The 17574-nt window shown below is 69.8% G+C and carries 8 protein-coding genes; 2 read left to right on the forward strand and 6 right to left on the reverse strand.

Going from position 1 to position 17574, the window contains the following annotated elements; all coding sequences use genetic code 11:
• Nucleotides 1–112: 112 nt before the first annotated feature.
• Nucleotides 113–457, forward strand: a complete 345-nt coding sequence (locus LXT23_RS21395) for a thioredoxin family protein (protein ID WP_253982071.1) — start codon at nt 113–115, stop codon at nt 455–457.
• A gap of 452 nt (nt 458–909) precedes the next feature.
• Here LXT23_RS21395 and LXT23_RS50135 read toward each other — a convergent pair whose 3' ends face one another.
• From LXT23_RS50135 to LXT23_RS21415, 4 genes are all read right to left on the reverse strand, one after another.
• The gene (locus LXT23_RS50135; protein WP_267146701.1) at nt 910–6981 is read right to left on the reverse strand and encodes a polymorphic toxin-type HINT domain-containing protein; all 6072 of its coding nucleotides are present in this window, start codon (nt 6979–6981) and stop codon (nt 910–912) included.
• Nucleotides 6982–7223: 242 nt separating this feature from the next.
• Nucleotides 7224–11798 carry a hypothetical protein gene (locus LXT23_RS21405; protein ID WP_253982072.1) on the reverse strand — a complete coding sequence of 1525 codons (4575 nt, stop codon included), beginning with the start codon at nt 11796–11798 and terminating at the stop codon, nt 7224–7226.
• Nucleotides 11799–11978: 180 nt separating this feature from the next.
• The gene (locus LXT23_RS21410; RefSeq protein ID WP_253982073.1) at nt 11979–13835 is read right to left on the reverse strand and encodes an ABC transporter ATP-binding protein; all 1857 of its coding nucleotides are present in this window, start codon (nt 13833–13835) and stop codon (nt 11979–11981) included.
• Nucleotides 13836–13870: 35 nt separating this feature from the next.
• Nucleotides 13871–14806 (reverse strand): universal stress protein, encoded by a 936-nt coding sequence (locus LXT23_RS21415; RefSeq protein ID WP_253982074.1) that lies wholly within the window; start codon nt 14804–14806, stop codon nt 13871–13873.
• 576 nt (nt 14807–15382) lie between these two features.
• Between LXT23_RS21415 and LXT23_RS21420 the strand changes: the two genes are divergently transcribed.
• On the forward strand, nt 15383–15541 hold the full coding sequence (locus LXT23_RS21420) for a hypothetical protein (protein ID WP_253982075.1): 159 nt from the start codon (nt 15383–15385) through the stop codon (nt 15539–15541).
• 135 nt (nt 15542–15676) lie between these two features.
• On the opposite strand, the gene LXT23_RS21425 is transcribed toward LXT23_RS21420, so the two are convergent.
• Both LXT23_RS21425 and LXT23_RS21430 read right to left on the reverse strand, forming a co-directional pair.
• Nucleotides 15677–15868, reverse strand: a complete 192-nt coding sequence (locus LXT23_RS21425; RefSeq protein ID WP_253982076.1) for a CsbD family protein — start codon at nt 15866–15868, stop codon at nt 15677–15679.
• 108 nt (nt 15869–15976) lie between these two features.
• Nucleotides 15977–17365: a M57 family metalloprotease gene (locus LXT23_RS21430; protein ID WP_253982077.1), complete on the reverse strand. Its 1389-nt coding sequence runs from the start codon at nt 17363–17365 to the stop codon at nt 15977–15979.
• Nucleotides 17366–17574 lie beyond the last annotated feature (209 nt).

Here is a 17574-nt window from a genome sequence, read left to right on the forward strand (position 1 = left end):
TCCGGCAGCCAGTCCAACGGCCGGTCCAGCATGTTTCACGGCAGGGCGGGCCTCGGGAGCCGCGCCCCAGGAGCGGGTTGAAGGAGGGACGGCAGGCCGTTAGCCAGGGGCCATGGCACATCCCGTGAGCTACGAGGGCACCGCGGAGAACTTCGACCAGCTGGTCCTGGAGCCGAAGGGCGAGCTGGTGGTGGTGGACTTCTGGGGCGACGGCTGCCCGAACTGCGACATCTACGCGGCCGCCGAGCCCGCGCTCCTGGCCGAGCTGGACGGGGCGCCGATGCGGGTGGTCAAGGTGAACGCGTACCAGTACGAGGACCTGGCCAAGCGCTTCGGCCTCTTCGGCATCCCCACGTTCCTGCTGTTCCGCGAGGGGAAGCTCATCGGGAAGATGAGCCAGTACTACGGCAAGGAGTACTGGCTCGGCGTCATCCGCGACCACCTGCCGAAGGCGTAGCGCCTACGGCCCGAGGCGCGTTGAACGCCTCGGGCCCCTGCACTTGGAACAGACTCAGGGCATGGAGCGGAGCTCCTGGCAGACACGCTCAGTGCTGGAGCGCAGCCAGGAGACCACTTCGTCCGTCCATTGCAGCAGCGCGTCCAGGCCTGCGTCTGACATCGGAATCGTGCGCCCAGGTCCGTCAGACAACACGTACCCGCTGCCTCGCGAGAGGTCTGATGTCAAGACCCGCTCGTCATCCTGCCTCTTGCACTGGATTGACACGACGAGGGCTTCGTCCGCCTCGGGCGCACGACTGAGCGAGAAGCTCACGTATGCACTGAAGGGGAAGTGCGTACTCTGATTGCGCCCCTGTCGAGCATGCACACGGGAATCGGCCTGGGTTGCCTTTGCAATCAGCTCCGCCAGCCCCGGCTGCAGCCTCGACCAGACAGTGTCCCAGGGAAACGTCACTTGGGCCTCCTCACCGTATCGACGATGGCGTCGAGCACTTCTTGCGTCCACGGATGGACGGTGTCAGAGCCGCGTGTCGAAGCCCAGTCGGCAAGCTCCTCCGCGGTCTCCGGCTTGATGGACACATGTCCCTCCGGGGGCGGGTCACACACGGCCTTCAAGCACCTGAGCTTCGTCGTGTCGATGACCTGGGCCTTTTCGCCCGGCTTGGCTGCCTGCTCCAACGTTTCGAAGGTGGACAGCCCCTTCTTGTCCAGGCCGGGACGAGGGGTCATGTTCTGCGCGGTGTCCGAGCCCTGCCGGTAGACGAGCTTCGGTGGCTCCTTCGCCGCGGGAGCCAGGTCCTTCGCGTCAGGGCACTTCTCGTTGTTGTGCACGAAGGCCGACAGCTCGCCGACGAAGTAGGTGTGGAAGTCCTCCACCTCGAAGTTGAAGACCGTCGCCGCGGACTGCCGCCACGTCGCCCTCAGCACGCGCAGCCAGCCGCCGTGCGCGCTCGGCACCTGCATGCCGGGCAGCAGGTGTCCCGCCTGCGTCCAGCCCCGGCCCTCCACCCAGAACGGGTGGTCCGGCGTCGCACCAATCGTCTCGCTGCGCCCGTCCTCCGAGCCCAGCTCCACGTCGATGATGGGCTTGTCGGGTGTCACCTTGAGGTGCACCACCCGCCTCCACCCGGACTCACCCGTGGTGTCGCTGCGCGCCCAGACCTCGTCGCCGGCCTGCACCTCTTCAATCGGCTTGAGGCCCTCCTTCGTCAGCACCGGCGTCCCGGCCACGAAGCAGCCGATACCCGGAATCTTGCAGTCACCTCCCGCGCACTTGCGGGCGGCATCCGCGGCCTCGTCCGTCTTGTTCAGCAGCTTCGCGCCATCACCGGCCTTGTCGGCCGCCTTCAGCGCATCCACCGCCTTGTCGCCCGCGCGCAGGACCTTGAGGCCGGCACTCGCGCCACCCGGAATGAAGGGCAGCGCCACCGCCACGCCGTCCGCCACCACGCCAATGACGTCGAGCACCTTGTCCGTCGTGGTGGTCTTCTCGTCCCACATGGCGATGCTCGCGATGCCCATGGTCAGGCTCGCCGCGTCCCAGAGCGTCTCCAGCGCCTCACCGGACGGGTCCACGTTGGACACCGGGTTGCCACCCGCATAGCCATACAGGTTGCACTGCACCGGGCTGCTCACGCACCGCCACGGCTGCTCCAGGAACAGCGGGTCCGGCGTCAGGAAGCGGTTGATGTACGGGTCGTAGTCCCGCACGCCCATCCGCACCACGCCCAGGTCCGCGTCGAAGCCCTTCTGCACGTAGTCCAGCACCGCCGCCACGTCCGGCTGCGTGGCCCGCAGGCCGAACGGAGACACCCGCCGCACCGTGCCGTTGGTGTCCGCCAGCAGCGTGCCGCGCAGGTCCGTGGCCACCAGCTGGAAGGTGCCTCCCTTCAGCAGGCCCACCAGCTGCCCGGCGAAGCGGAACGGCACCGTCAGGCCCGTGGCGTCCAGGTAGCCGCCACCCTCCAGGTACGCCGCCACCGGCAGACCGGCTTCCTTCTTCAGCAGCCGCTGGCCGTTCTCGTCATAGAGGTAGTCCCACACCTTCGTCCCACGCGTGGCCCGGGCCAGGTGCCCATGCGGACCGTAGGCGAAGGTCAGGTCGCCCTTGCCCACCGTGCGCCCCACCGGGTCCAACGTGTACGTCACTCCACCCGAGGTGAGCGTGGAGCCCGACGTCACCAGCTCGCGGCGGACACTTCCCTCCTGGATGGCGCTCGGCAGGCCGTTGCCCGCGTGCTCGTAGCCATACGTGCCGTTCGCATCCGTCGCGCTCGTCAGGTACTTCTGCGGCGAGTAGCCATACTGGCGACGCAGGCTCGTGCCGCTCACGTTCAGCGCCTCGGACTCCACGAGCCCGCGATTGTTGAAGCGCAGGTCCGTGTACGTGTTCCACCCCGGCCCAGAGAGTGAGAGGGCGATGCGCTCGCGCGTCAGCGGGTCATACCCGAGCGTCGCCTGGCCATTGGTGGAGAAGGACGCGGTGCTCGGCTGACCGTTGGCGTCGTAGCCAAAGACGGCCAGCAGCTGACCGTTCAGCCACGACTCGCTCAGCCGGCCATGGACGTCCCAGCGGTGCTGCCGCGTCGTGGAGGACTGCAGCGTCGGCGTGACGCCCTGCAGCTCCCAGACGGAGGTGGACTCCGACGCCACCTCGCCACCGTCGGAGTAGCCCAGCTGCGTCTCCACCTTGCGCCAGCCCGTCAGCGACAGCGTGCGGCGCACGGGCCTGCCGTCCGCGCGGTACTCCGTCAGCTTGGCGTAGCCCGGGCCTTCCACCGCCGTGACGAAGCCCTTCGTCGTCACCACGGTGGGCTGCGAGGGCGTCGCCCCGTCCCGGTAGTACCGGTACACCACGCTGCCCGTGCCGTCCGAGTGCGTCTCCGTGGTCAGCCGGCCCGCGCTGTCGTGAGCGAAGGCCACCTGCCGGACGGACGCGCCCGCCGGCGTGGTGAAGCGCTTGAGGTCCATCAGGCCGGTGACGGGCGCGTAGATGTACTCCACGCGCGCCACGTCCTGGCGCTCCAGCAGCGACACGCGGCCGTGCCCGTCGTAGCGGACCTTGTGCGTCTTGCCGCCCGGCAGGTCCACCTGCCGCAGCCGCTTCAGCGCGTCGTACCGGTAGCCGTACCGGGTCAGGGCCTCGTCCTCGTACGCCACCTGGAGTCCGCCCGCGTCCAGCACGCTGCGCGTCTGGAAGGCGCCGTTCTCCACCGCCGTGCGAGACAGCTGCCCCGCATTCAGCGAGAGGGACGTGGCCACCAGCTGCTCCACGCCGTCGTGGAAGGCCGCCGTGGCCGACGCGTCATGGCCGAACGTCGTGGCGCGGGAGTACGCCACCGCGCGCGCGCCCGCGAAGAGGCTCGCGTAGTCCAGCGCCTGCACGTCCACCGCGCCGCTCACGCCCGGGCGCATCCACTTGCGCAGCTCCGCGCGCGACGCCGTCCGCTCCACGATGCCGTCGAACACCCAGCCCTGCGGAATGCGCCGGGCCGTCGTCACCGCGTCGCCTCCGGCCGTCGAGTAGCCCACGCTCTCGCGCACCGCGCCCGACTGCACGTCCACCAGCGACGTCATGAACACCGACGCCGGCACCGTCGCCGTGGCGAAGCGGTAGGAGTACGTCTCCTTCGGGTTCAGCTCCGAGCCGCCCAGGCTGTCCCACTGCTTCGTCAGCCGCTCCTGCCCGTCATGGCGGAAGAACTGCTCGTAGCGCAGCGTGCCCCGGTCCACCTCCAGCGAGAGGATGTTGTCGGTGGCCGCGTCCCGCCCGGTCACCCGCGTCACCACGCCGTCCGGCGCCGTCACCTGCCGCAAGAGCCGCGTGCCCGGCGCATAGTCGAACACCGTCACCCCGCGCCCCGGCGCCGACACCGTGGCCAGCGTGTAGTCCGGCTGGTACGTCACGTCCTGCAGCGTCAGCGACAGCCCGCCCGCCACGCTGCTCACCTGCTCCACCAGGCCCACCGCGTTGCGGCGCAGCACGCCCTCGTGCCGGAAGTCCAGCGACATGTCCGCGTGCGTGCCCGTCTGGATGATGCGGCCCGGCAGGCAGTGCAGGTGGTTGACCAGCCCCGTGGGGCTCGCCCGCTCCGCCTCACGCACCAGCGTGCCGTGCGCGGTGAGCACTCGCACGCGCGACGGGCAGAGCTCCGCCGTGGAGTCCAGGTACTCGTACTCGGTGCGCTCGGAGAGGGACTGCGTGCCCGCCACGCTCCGCCAGCCGCGCACGTCCACGCTCGGCCGCTTCCAGGGGATGCCCTGGAACGTCGCGTCCGTGTACTGGGACGTGGTGAAGGACTCCACCTGCGACGCGTTCGCATCCCGCGTGCGCGACGCGGTCTGCACCCCCACGACGGCGTCCGTGAAGAGGAAGTCCATCTCCTGCGTCACCTGCAGGTCCTTCCGGGTGACGTGGCCGTAGCCCAGCAGGAAGCGGCCCACCTGGTGCACCTTCGGGTCGGTGTAGCCGTACCGGTACGTCACCGCGTCCTGCCCGCTCGACTCCACCTTCAGCGTGTCCAGCACCGCGTTGCGCTGGCCCACGCCCGGCGCCGCGGGCGCTCGGGTGTACTGGAAGGACAGCTTCGTCCCCTTCCCGTCATTCGCCGACGCCATGAGGCCGGTCCCCGGCGCGTTCAGCGCCACCGAGTACGCCTGCCCCAGCACCGCGAAGAAGACCTCCGTGTTGCCGCTGCCCGTGAAGTCCTGCACCACCGGGAAGCCCGCGTTGGCGCCCAGCGACGCCAGCCCCGGCACCTCCTTCTCCACCAGCCGGTCGCCCGTGTTCATGAACAGCCACGTCCCATACGGGCTGCCCAGCACCACGTCGCTCAGCCCGTCTCCGTTGGCCTCCACGAAGCTCAGCGAGTAGCTCGCCAGGTCCACCGGCATGCCGAACGACTCCGCCGTGTACGTCCACGGCGTCGACTCGAACTGGAAGCCGCCCTTGCCCGGATACACCAGCAGCTGGCTGGCGAAGCGCGTCACCAGGTCCGCCACGCTGTCGCCGTTGAAGTCATGCACCCAGAGGGCTTCCGGGGTGAAGGGCAGGTCCAGCGTGCCGCTCACCATGGCGCCGAAGCCGAAGCCCGTCGCCGTGCTCTGGTTGGGCACCACCGAGTAGCCGCCCGGGTACACCTGGATGAGGTCCGGCTGCCGGTCGCGGTTCAGGTCCACCAGCCGCCGCGTGCCATCCAGCGTCCACTGGTCCGGAAGCAGGGTCTGGTACAGCCGCGTACCGTCCCGACGGCAGAGGGCCAGCTCCGTCTGCGCCAGCGCCGGCTGGTAGTCCAGCGCCACCACGTGGTGCTCGGTGGAGTCCGCCTTCATCCGCGCCAGCGTGCGCGGCAGGTTGTTCGGGTCCGCCGCGGGCCGGCACCGGGGGTCCGCCGTGGGCGCGGCCGCGGGCAGCGGCTGGGAGCTGAAGCCGGTGTCCCCCTGGACGATGAGGGTGAAGTCCTCGTGGTCCTCCAGGTCGATACGCCCGTCCTCCCCGCTGTCCAGCGGCGTGCTGCCATACGGCATCGCCACCGCTTCCGAGTACGCCTGCATCACCGCGTCGAACGCGGGCACCTGGCGAGGCGCCGTCACCTGCAGCGTGGAGGTGGCCGACGTATACGCATACGTCGTCGCCGGAGGCTGCGCCCCCGACGCATACGTCTGCTGCACCGACGCCAGCCAGAAGGCCGGGCCCAGCCCGTCCTGCGAGTAGCTCAGCCCGTGGCTCCACCTCGGCGTCCACGCGCCCGTCGTCGCGTGCTTCGCGCTCACCGCCACCGCCGAGACGCGCCGGTCCAGCGTCAGCGGCACGCCGGGCCGGTAGTCCACGAAGGGCACCGGCGTCCACTCGTAGGTGAAGTCCACCCGGTACTGGGAGTCGTCTCCCACGCCGCCGTACGAGGCGCGCTGGAGGAACGGGCGCCCGGAGGCATTCACCGTGTACTCCAGCTTCGTCTTCCGGCCCGTCGCCGTGACGACCTCCGTCAGGTACCAGGCATACGTCCCGCGCGGCGTCTGCACCCGCGCCACGCCGCCGAAGGTCCACCGGCTGCCGTCCGGCAGGTACGCGACGTACGTGTCCCCAGCGCCCGCCGCCACCCGCACCGCGCCCCTCATCCCCAGCGGGTACCACTTCCCGTCCGTGCCCTTCACCAGCCGGCCCCACGGGCCCGTCAGCTCGTCCGTCGCGTAGTCCAGCTCCCCCACCACCCGCGAGCGCGTCAGCGCCAGCGACGCCTGCCACCCCAGGCCCCACTCGCTGATGCCTCCGTCCGGTGAGTACAGCGGGAAGATGCTGGCCAGCAGCGCACCGCGCTCCCCGGGCACCTGGAAGGACGATGCCAGCCCGAAGCCTCCCCGGCTGACATCCGACGGCCCGAAGGCCGTGCGCGCGTACTGCCCCACCAGTGAGCCGCGCTGCGGAGCGGCGAGCTCCGGCGGCTGTACCAGCACGTCATTGAAGGGCTGCGCGGTGGCGCTCCCCGCCACCAGCAACGCCAGACATTGCATTAAACGTCGCATGAAGCCTCTCCTGAAGTGAGCCGTTCCCGGCCACTCCGGCTGGATTCCGAAACGCCCGGCACCCGCGAACGCGCCAGCGCCGGGCCACGAAGACAGGCCTCCGGCCATGGGCGCCGCGAAGGGCCCGGGAGCCAGAGGAAGAAACGAAGGGGCCCCGCCGCGCATGGACCTCGCGCGGCGGGGCGGAACACCGGCTCTTTTGCCCGGAGGCCGGTTCCCGGGAGCGGACAGGAGCTACGCCACTACTGGCACTGAGGCACGCCCGGCAGCGTGGCGTTCGGACCCACCAGCTTCGGCTCCAGGCGCAGCCCGATGATGAGCTCGTCCGCGCTGGCCAGCGGGTTGGCGGGGTTGATGACCGTCTCCCCAGCCGCCGCACGCACGGGGTCCGGGTGCGGCACGTTCGGATACGCGCTGCGCAGACCCGACGGGCTCACGTGGAACGTGGTGAACGGCGACAGGCCGGTGGCGAAGTCGTGGCTCGGCAGGTTCCAGTAGCTCTGGAGCAGGCTGAGCGCATTTCCCGAGGGCCCGAGCAGGGTGTCGGTGGCCGGCGCGAGGTAGTTCGGGTTGATGAAGTCGTACTCATGCATGCCGGAGACCGCCGGGAAGCGCATCTCCGGGGAGACGACCAGGCCCGCCGAGTACTGCGTCACCGGGAAAGCGCGCGTCGTGGCCACGTACAGCCCCATCGTGCGGATGATGGGCGACGTCTGGGAGCACGACAGGTGCTCCTGCCCCTTCAGGTAGAAGTACTTCGGGTGGAGGGTGATGGACACGTCCTTGCCCGCCAGGAGGTTGCTCCAGACGGACTGGGACACCTCGAGGTCCACCTTGGACCAGTTGGTGTTCACCACCTTGTCGGGCCGGGGGATGCTGACGAACACATCCTCCAGCGTCGGCGCCGGGGCGCCAGTGCGCACGGTGACCAGCCGGTCGCGGACCGCGTCCGCCGCCTGCTGCGCCTCACGCGCCATCTCCACCATGCCCACCGTGGTGCTCAGCGGGTCCAGCTCCGTCAGGTCGTTGAGCTCCTCCTTCTCCGCCAGCGTCAGCTGCGCGAGCGTCTCCGGGTGCAGCAGGTCGATGACCGGCGACAGCCTGTCGGCCATCAGCTGCTCCAGCAGTGCCAGGTCCCGGCGCAGCTGCTTGCCGTCCAGGTTGCGCAGCGCCCACGCGGGCGCCAGGGCCAGCATGCGCGCCTGCGCCTGCGTGTGCTCGTAGTCCTTCGCCAGCATGTTCGCCTCGAGCACCAGCGCGCGAATCTGGCGCTCGATCTGCACCAGCTCCACCTCACGCTCGGCGTCCACAATCTCCTTCGAAATCCACGTCTCGAAGAGGTTGTGCAGGCTCTCCGGGTAGTAGCTCAGGTCCTGGCACGGCGGCAGCGTCACGGCCGGGTTCTCCGGGTCCGTGCGCGTGGGGTCCGCGCACGTCTCGTACAGCTTCTGGTACGCCGTGTTGCGCAGGTGCGTGGCCTGGCTGGGCAGCATGCGGCCCTGGGCCACGTACGCCTCGATGCTCGGCCTGAGCGCCGTCTGCGTCACCAGCATCGCCTTGGCCAGGTCGCGGGCCGCGGCGGCCTTGGGCTGCATGTGCACCACCCGCGCGCTCAGCGCCTGGCTGCTGATGCCCGAGCACCCGACCAGGTCGTTGACCACCAGGTAGAACTTGGACGGCTTGTCCGCCAGGATGGAGGTGTACGGCGCCTGCACCACCTGGACGGAGAGAGCATCAGCCCGGGCAGAGTACTCGACACCCGACTGGTCCGGCGGCATCTGCACCAGCAGCAGCGCGCCCACCGGCTGGTCCGGGAACGGCGCCCGGTCCGAGCGCACACCGCGCGCCATGGAGAAGCTGGAGCGCGTCTCCTTGCCGTCCGAGTTGGTCTCGCTGCGCGTCTGGCTCCAGGTCCTGCCGGCATCGTAGCCCACGCACCCCGTCAGGCTGGCGGTGAACGAGAAGAGCTGCTTGACGATGGGCACGTTGAGGTTGAGGCCCGCGCACAGCTTGGCGCCCCAGCTCCAGTTCTCGTACTTGCCGCTGCTGGTCACCGTCTGGTTGGAGGAGGCCTCATAGCTGCTGGACGTCTCGTTGAACGAGTAGCCCTCGGGGCCCGTCAGGATGGGGCCTCCGGAGTTGCTCAGCGCCAGCGGCTTGCCGCCGGGCAGCGGCACGTGCGTCAGCGCGCACGTCGGTGCCCACTGCCCGCTGACCTCGACGTTCAGCGTCTCACCCGCGGCGAGCACCCGGGTGAAGGGGGTGCCGTTCTCCAGCACCCGCATGTTCCGCACATCGTCGCCGCTGACGTACCGCGTGTCGCTCAGCGCGTCGAGGTTCAGCGTCTGCTCGTTCTTCACCATCTGCTGGCCCGAGGCCTGGATGGCCGGCACCAGCGCCTCGAAGCCCTTCATGAAGTCGCCATAGCGGGCCTCGTCCACCGCATGGCTGATGCGCAGGCCGTTGAGGTCCAGGCTCAGGTCCGCCATCTGCCCGTGCAGCACCTCCATCCGGCCGACCGCGCCGTCCTGGGCCTGCTGGCTCTGCATCTGCGCCAGCAGCGCGTTCACCAGCGTCTGCCGCTGGCCCTCATAGGAGAGGATGGCCTGGTCCAGCGACTGGAGGGTCGTGTCGACGTCGGCGACGATCTGCGCCTGCTTGGCCCGGTCGAGCCCCACGTTCAGCAGCTGGCGGTCCGACGGCGAGAACAGCCCGTTGGTGGCGTAGGAGGCCACGCGCACCTTGGCGTCCTTCAGCAGCGAGGCCACGCCCTGGGCGGACTGGGACAGCTGGTCCACGGAGGCCTCGGCCAGCAGCTCGCGCGTGTAGGGGGTGCTGGAGGGCAGGCCGAGCGCGTCCTTCACGGCCGACTGGAACGCGGAGTGGTTCGCCGCCAGCTGCGTGAACGGCGCGAGCGACACGGTGGTCTCCCCGGCCGGGGTGTACGGCAGCCGCCACTTCGCGTCCACCAGCGTGGCGCTGTCCTTCAGCGTGTTGAGCGTGGCGGCGTCATCCAGGTTGGCCATCAGCGACCAGAGCTGGCTCGTCGCCGAGGCCGCGCCGGTGCACGTCTTGAAGCGGCAGCCCAGGTCATGCAGCTGGCTGACGTCCTTCAGGCGCTCCTCCACGCCACGCAGCGAGTCGCCCATCACCATCAGCAGGGGGGCGTGCGTCATCGGCATCGCCCCGCCGGGCAGGGGGGTGAACGCGGCGGTCAGCATCTGGCGGTCCGCCACCAGGCCATCCGACAGCACCTTCTTGCGCACGGCCTCCGCCTGCGCGTCGCTGGAGACCGAGCCCTGGCGGTTCGCATCCAGGTAGGCGGTGTTCCAGAGGGTCTTCAGCAGGGCGCTCGCGTCCGCCTGCAGCTTCGCGTCCGGGAGGCCCGCGGGGTAGAGGTAGTCACGGCCCTTCGTGTACCACTGGTCGATGTAGCTCAGCTTGTAGCGGAGGTGGTCGACGCGGGCCTGGCTGCCCAGGGTCCCGGACAGGTTGGTCATGTTGCGGTTGAGCAGCGCCAGGTTGATGCGGCGCAGCTCGTCCCGGTACCAGGTCGTGCCGGTGCAGCCCGCCGGGAGGCCTCCCACCTGCTGGGCGAGGTTGGCGCACGCATTGACGATGAGCTCGTTGAGGTTGGTGGGGTGGGCCTCCGTCATGCGGTTGCACATCTTCAGGCTCGCATCGAGCGAGGTGTTGCAGGAGGTCCCCTGGGGCGCCCAGGTGTTGCCACAGGAAGGCGTGTCGTTCGGCGCGCTGGTGTACAGCGAGATGGCGTGCTGCTGGTCATCCACCGACAGCCGGGAGGCGCGCAGCTCGTACACCTGCTTCATGCGCTTGACGAGCTGGGACTTGAACCCGGCGCGGTCCGGGATGCCCGTCGGCACGGCGGTGGTGGGAATCGAGTCCGCGGCGGTGTACCAGGACCGGAGCTTCGTGTACTTCGCCGCCGCCTCTCCCAGCGTGCCATCCACGGCGCCCAGGGCCATGGTCTCGGTCGTCGTGCACACCGGCTGGGTCTTGTAGTGCTGCAGGTTGTACCGGAGCTCGGGGACGGCGGCGAGGGTGTTGGCCTGGGTCTGGGCGAAGACCGGCTGGGCATCCGCATGCGCGCCGTCCAGCGTCCTGCCCGGCTGCGTGTAGTACTTCGGGTACGCGCAGTCCGTCGCCACCCCATGGTTGGGGGAGCGGCAGGACTTGTAGGTGGGCTTGGTCGTGTCCTGGCACTGGCCGTAGTCCCAGCTACCGGTGGTGCACGAGGCGGCAATCTTCTTGAAGTACACCGGGTGGTTCAGGATGGTGTAGGTGCACGTGTCTTCGTCGGCGTAGTCCACCCGCCCCGAGACACCCGTGCGGTACTCCGCTGGGATGTTGTTGGTGATGTACCTGTTGGCGGACGTGCTGCAGGGCGTCTGGCAGTCCGTCACCCAGTCATAGGTGCAGTGCTGCCCGAACTCGTCGCACACGGTGATACGGCGCGTGGTGCAGATGTTGCCGCCGCTGAACTGCCGGTTGGCCCGGTACTCCATCCCGTTCTCCGGGACGCGGCAGCACGCGGACGTGCCGTAGTAGTCGACGGCACAGCTCGCGGTCGTGTTCGCCTTGTAGCACTGCAGCTCGTACTGCCAGGGCCCGGCGCAGGTGGAGTCCACCAGCCTCGTCGACCCGGATGCCACCGCGTCACCCTCACCGCAGAACAGCTCCTGCTCCGCGGTGGCCAGGGCGTCTTCAGCGCCCGGCTCCGGACTCTCGGTACTACCTCCGCAGCCCATCCACGTCAGGGCCGCACATAGAACGCCCCATACGACACGTCTGTTCACACAACCCCCAAATGGTCGAAACCGGAAAGCCCCCATGCGCATACGGGGGGACCGTCATTTCTGGGCTGTGCCGACTACGCGTTTTCCGACAATGAATGGCGTCCCGCTTCAGCAGGCGTGAATCATTGCCGGGTTGCCACCACGCCCGCACGGGCAGTAGAGAGGCATTGCACGCGCCGCTCAGTCGCGGTAGCCACGGGCCTGCAGGCGGAACAGGTGCGCATAGCGCCCGTCCTTCGCCATCAGCTCGTCGTGGCTGCCCAGCTCCTCCACCTGGCCGTTGTGGAGCACGGCAATCTGGTCCGCCATCCGCACCGTGGAGAAGCGGTGCGAAATCACGATGGCAATCCGGTCCGCCGCCAGCGCCTGGAAGCGCTCGAACAGCGCGTGCTCGGCCTCCGCGTCGATGCTGGCCGTGGGCTCGTCCAGAATCAGCACCTCCGCGTCGTCCCGCATGAAGGCGCGCGCCACCGCCAGCTTCTGCCACTGGCCCGCCGACAGCTCCTGGCCCTTCTCGAACCAGCCGCCCAGCATGGTGTCGTACTGCTTGGGCAGCGCCGCAATCACCGTGCTCGCGCCGCCCTCCTCCGCCGCGCGGACAATCCGGTTGCGGTCCTCCAGCGCTGGCACGTGCCCCAGGCCGATGTTCTCCGCCACGTTGAACTGGTAGCGCACGAAGTCCTGGAACACCGCCCCGAAGCGGCTGCGCAGGTCCTCCACGTCCATGTCCCTCACGTCCACGCCCCCATAGAGGATGTCCCCCTCCGAGGGCTCGTACAGACGCAGGAGCAGCTTCACCAGCGTGCTCTTCCCCGCCCCGTTCTCCCCCACCAGCGCCAGCTTCTGCCCCGGCCGCAGCGTCAGCGTCACGTTGCGCAGCGCCCACGCGTCCTTGCCCGGATAGCGGAAGGACACGTCCCGCAGCTCAATCGCATTCGTGTGCCCGCGCGGCGGCGACTTCGCCGGCAGCACCCGCACCGTCTCTCCCCCCGTGGGGATTTCCAGGTACGTGAAGAGGTTGCTCATGAAGAGCGCGTCCTCGTACATGGAGCCGATGCTCGTCAGGATGCCCTGGAACGCCGCCTGCCCCTGACGGAACACGCCCAGGTACAGCACCATGTCGCCCACGGAGATGGCGCCGCCCGCAGCCCGGCCCGCCACGTAGAGGTAGCAGCCGTAGAAGGCCGCCAGCGACAGCAGCCCCAGCCCCAGCCCCCACCCCATCCGCTTGAAGGCCAGCGCCCGGTCCTCCGAGAAGAACTTCTGGAAGAGCGAGCGGTAGCGCCCCATCACCAGCGGCCCCAGCCCGAAGAGCTTCACCTCCTTCACGTGGTTGTCCCGCGTGAGAATCCACTCCAGGTAGTTCAGCTTCCGGCCCTCGGGCGCCCGCCAGGAGTAGAGCCGGAAGCCCTCCGCCGCCAGCCGCGCCTCGGCGATGAAGGCCGGGATGGACGCGGCCACCAGCACCACCACGCTCCACGGTGACAGCGCAATCAGCAGCGCGGCGAAGGTGGACAGCGTAATCGCGTTGCGGACGATGGAGAACGCCTGCATCACCAGCGACAGCGGGCGGCTGTTCGCCTCGCGCCGGGCATTCTGCATCTTGTCGTAGGTGTCCGAGTCCTCGAAGTGCCGCAGCTCCAGCTGCAGCGCCTTGTGGAGGATGCGCTCATTCAGCAGGTTGCCCAGGTTGGCCCGCAGCAGCTCGCGCGTCAGCGTCAGCGAGCGCTCCACCACGGCCGAGCCCAGCATCAGCCCGAACTCCAGCCCCACCAGCCCCCAGACGCGTGAGCGCGCCTCCAGCGAGCCCTGGGCCGCCGCCACCACCGAGTCCACGATGAGCTTGCCCACCCAGGCGATGCCCGCGGGCAGCACCGCCGCCACCAGCGTCAGCGCGCCCAGCAGCACCGCCAGGCGGGGGCTCGCCTGCCAGAAGAGACGGAAGGTGCCGGGCAGCTGCTTGAAGAGGCTGCCCGTGCTCTTCAGGCGGGCCTTGAGTGACTGCGGCGGAGAGGAGGCGAGCGAGGGAGGGGACACGGGCCGCGTTCATAACGCGGTCCGCGCCTCCGCGCTCAGGACACGGGGGCCGCGTGCCGCCCCACCAGCACGTCGCAGCCGGCCCGGGCCAGCACGGCCTCCGTCAGCGGCGTCAGGGCCTCGCTGCCCGACATGGCCAGCGCCAGCAGGTCCGAGCCCCGCTCCGCCGCCTCCGCGAGGATGCCCTCCGCGGGCTCGCCGCTGCGCACCCGGACCTCCAGCTCGCGCCCGGCCTCCCGGTAGGGCGCCAGGAAGCGGCCGAGCGCCGCCCGTGCCGCGCGCTCCCGCTCCTGCCGGAGGAGCAGCCACCGCTCGGTGGGTGCCCCCGCCGCCCGCAGCGCCGTCTCCTCCTCGCGCGTGTCCACCACGTGCAGCACGTCCACCGGGGCCGAGGACGGGCACAGCCGCATCATCAGCTCCAGCGCCCGCCGCGACTCGCGCGAGAAGTCCACGGCCACCAGGGGCCGCGCATAGGGCCTCACCGGGTGCGGCACCACCACCAGCACGGACGCGCCCAGCCGCCGCACCATGCGCCGCACCAGGGAGTCCTCCGCCAGCTCCCGCACCGGGTACGTCACCAGCGGCCGGCCCACCACCACCAGCTCCGCCCGCAGCTCGTTCGCGACGGTGGAGGTCGCCTCCACCGGGTCCCCCTGCCGCAGCTCCTCGTGTACATCCACGTCCACACGGTTGCGCAGACGCCTGCACACCGAGGCCACCGCCTTGCGCAGGCAGCGCGCCCCGGGCACCGCGCCCGCGGGCCCGTCATGGCCGTCCGGTGCGGGGTCCGCATGCATGACGCAGAAGACGCCTCCCTGGCCCAGGGGCAGGCGCAGCGCTCGCGCCAGCGCGAACTCGGAGCGCAGGGAGAAGTCCGTCCCCACGACGAGCCGCGAGACGCCTCGTGGACCGCGCAGATACCCCGCCGCCAGCAGGGGCAGGGCTCCTGTCGAAAGCTCGTGTGTCCTCATCTCTCGTCCCTCCTTCCGCCGCCTCACCTCTTTAGTGTTCGCGTCCGGGGCGGGTGACACCTGTTCTCGAGTCGAGGGCCTCGAATGCGCCGCCGCTTTGCGAGCAGCTTCGGCCAGCCCTGACTTGAAGTGCCCCGTGGACAGAAGATTCAGGCCCCGGTGCGGATGTGCCACGAGGCCCGCAGTGCCGCCGACAGGGCGACGTGGCAGGTTCGGCCGCGAGGGGCGCCCGGGCTTCGCGGGAACAGTTTCCGCCGACCCCGGTTCGTGCCGCGCCGCGTCCGGGCGGGAGACGGTCTGCGTCACTCCGGCTGCGCGGTGGGTGGACACGGACGTCACGCCGTGGACGGGCACCCTGAAAAATCTCCAGGTTCTCTACGTGCGTATCACACCTGGGCGCAGCACTCCGTGCATCGCCGAACGACGGTTGGCGTGCTTGGCCCGTCCGAAGGGCAACAGAGCGACTTCGGGCGGCCACGGGGAGCACGGCCAGCCGTTTGCAGAAGAGGTGCGGCGGCAGCGCTCGGTGCAGTGGATGGCGGGACGGACGGGTAGCTGGAGAAGGGGGAAGTGCCAATGCGCGGGGTCATCACCGGACGAGAGGTGGTCGCCAACCTGGGGCTCATCTACCGGGAGTTCGGTGCGGGCTGCGTCATGCGCTGCCTGTGGGTCATGCTCAGCGGGAAGACCACCACGTTTCTCGAGGTGGCCTGCCCGCCGGTGACGAAGCGGTAGCAGCAGACGCAGGAAGGCCGCGGGAAGTGCTCCTCCCGCGGCCGCCTTCACTTCACTGGACAGGGACTTCAGGAAAAAGGACGGGCCGCGAGGGAGTCCCCCGCGGCCCGCGTGACGCATTGGCTGTGTGCGTTGCTAGGGCTCGTCGCGGCGCGGCTTGTCGCCGTCCAGCGCGTCCTTGATGACGCGCTTGGCATCCTCGACCTTGCCCTTGAGGTTGCCCTTCGCCGTGTCGGCCTTGCCCTCGGCCTCCAGCTCACGGTCACCGGTCGCGACGCCGACCGTTTCCTTCACCCGGCCCTTGGCCTTGTCGGTCCACTCACCCATGACGTGCCCCTTTCGCTCGAGTCGTTGACGTCAATGAAGGTGGTCATCCACGCGGCGGCGTGCAGGCACCGGAGGCCCGCCCGCCTGCCTGCCGGGCGTGGAGCGGCGTCAGGGCGCGCCGCGACGGCCCTCGTGGCGGCCGGCGAAAATCCAGTGGTCCATGGCGGCCGGGTAGTTGGTGGCACCGAAGGCCGCCATCAGGTCCGCGTGGGCGCGCAGGTAGTAGCCCACGTCGAACTCCGGCGAGGCGCGACGGCCCTCGTACAGGCCCGCGTTGAGCCAGTGGCTGAGGGCCGCGCCGTAGTTCGTCCCGAAGGCCGCCCGGAGGTCCGGGTGGGCGTCCAGGTAGTAGCGCACGTCGAACTCACGCGAGCCCCGGCGCCCCTCGGCGATGCCGGCGGTGAGCCAGTGGTCTCGCGCGGCGGCGTAGTTGGTGGGGCCGAAGGCGGCCTGGAGGTCCGGGTGGACGGCCAGGTAGTACGGCGCATCGAAGTGGGCCGCGCCGCGGCGCCCCTCGTGGATGCCTCCGGTGGCCCAGTGGGACTGCGCCGCCGCCCAGTTGGTGGCGCCGAAGGCGTTGCGCAGGTCGCCGTGGTTGTTCAGGTAGAACGCGGTGTCGAAGCTGGCGTCCGCCAGCGGGCCGTAGGCGGCGTGCGCGCCGGCCACGTCGGTGGCGGTGAGGCTCAGGTCCCCGCGGTTGGAGCCGTTGCACTGCGGGTAGTGCATCACCGAGGCGGCGTCATACGCCGTCAGCGCGCGCCAGTTGTTGTCCTCGAAGCAGGTCCGCGCCTCCGGGCGGGTGTGCTCGTGGCGGAAGCCGAGCGTGTGCCCCAGCTCATGGCGGAGGATGCCCGTCAGCGTCCAGGGCGCGGTGTTGCCGAAGGACGTGGCGTCGATGAGGACGTTGCGGGTGGCGCGCGCCTGGTAGGGGAAGAACGCGCGCGCCAGGTAGGGCTGGCCGCTGACGGGGCGCACGTCGAAGACGACGTTGTTGTTGGTGGCGTTGCAGGCGCCGTCCTGGTCGCCGCGGTGCTGGAAGCGCACGTTCACCTGCTGCCAGGCCGCCGCCGCCTGGGCCATGGCCTGCACCACCGTGTTGTAGTTGGCGCCGAAGGCCGTGCTCACGCAGTACGGGATGTTGCGCTGGCGCGTGTAGCCCCACTGGTCATCCGCGCCGTTGAAGCGGTTGACGATGAGCGGCGCGCGCTCCGTGCCCACGGCCTCGCCGTCCGCACCACGCACGTAGTCCTGGTACAGCGCCCGGAGCCCCGCCTCGTCCACCACCGGCGTGTCCCCGTCGACGATGTAGATGCCGGTGTCCGGCTCGCGCCACGCCTGGGCGCGGAACGCCTCATAGGTGAGCACGGGCTCGCGCGCCCCGGCCTCGGACACAGGCGACTCCAGCGACTCACCGCAGCCCGCCAGCCCCAGCGTGGCCAGCCCCACCATCCACTGCATGCGCACGCGGCGCGGAAGCCCATTCGAAGACTGCTTCATGGAGGTACCCCTTCAGTCCTGGGTTCGGTTCAATGCGGCCGCAGCAAGCCACCCCCGAGGCACGCACTCCAGAACCAGCCGGGTAATTCATGCTTTCTTGTGCGCAGGCTTCACGCGCGGCAGCCGGCAGCGGTGTGGAAGACGTTGAAACATGGGCCGTTCCGCCCATTTGCGGGCACTTCCAAGATGAGCGCCATTACCCGGAGTGA

Source organism: Pyxidicoccus xibeiensis (assembly GCF_024198175.1).
GTDB lineage: Bacteria > Myxococcota > Myxococcia > Myxococcales > Myxococcaceae > Myxococcus > Myxococcus xibeiensis.

Coding starts and splice junctions, on each gene's coding strand:
- LXT23_RS21395 (WP_253982071.1), top strand. CDS start 113: ATGGCACATCCCGTGAGCTACGAGGGCACCGCGGAGAACTTCGACCAG.
- LXT23_RS50135 (WP_267146701.1), bottom strand. CDS start 6,981: ATGCGACGTTTAATGCAATGTCTGGCGTTGCTGGTGGCGGGGAGCGCC.
- LXT23_RS21415 (WP_253982074.1), bottom strand. CDS start 14,806: ATGAGGACACACGAGCTTTCGACAGGAGCCCTGCCCCTGCTGGCGGCG.
- LXT23_RS21420 (WP_253982075.1), top strand. CDS start 15,383: ATGCGCGGGGTCATCACCGGACGAGAGGTGGTCGCCAACCTGGGGCTC.
- LXT23_RS21425 (WP_253982076.1), bottom strand. CDS start 15,868: ATGGGTGAGTGGACCGACAAGGCCAAGGGCCGGGTGAAGGAAACGGTC.
- LXT23_RS21430 (WP_253982077.1), bottom strand. CDS start 17,365: ATGAAGCAGTCTTCGAATGGGCTTCCGCGCCGCGTGCGCATGCAGTGG.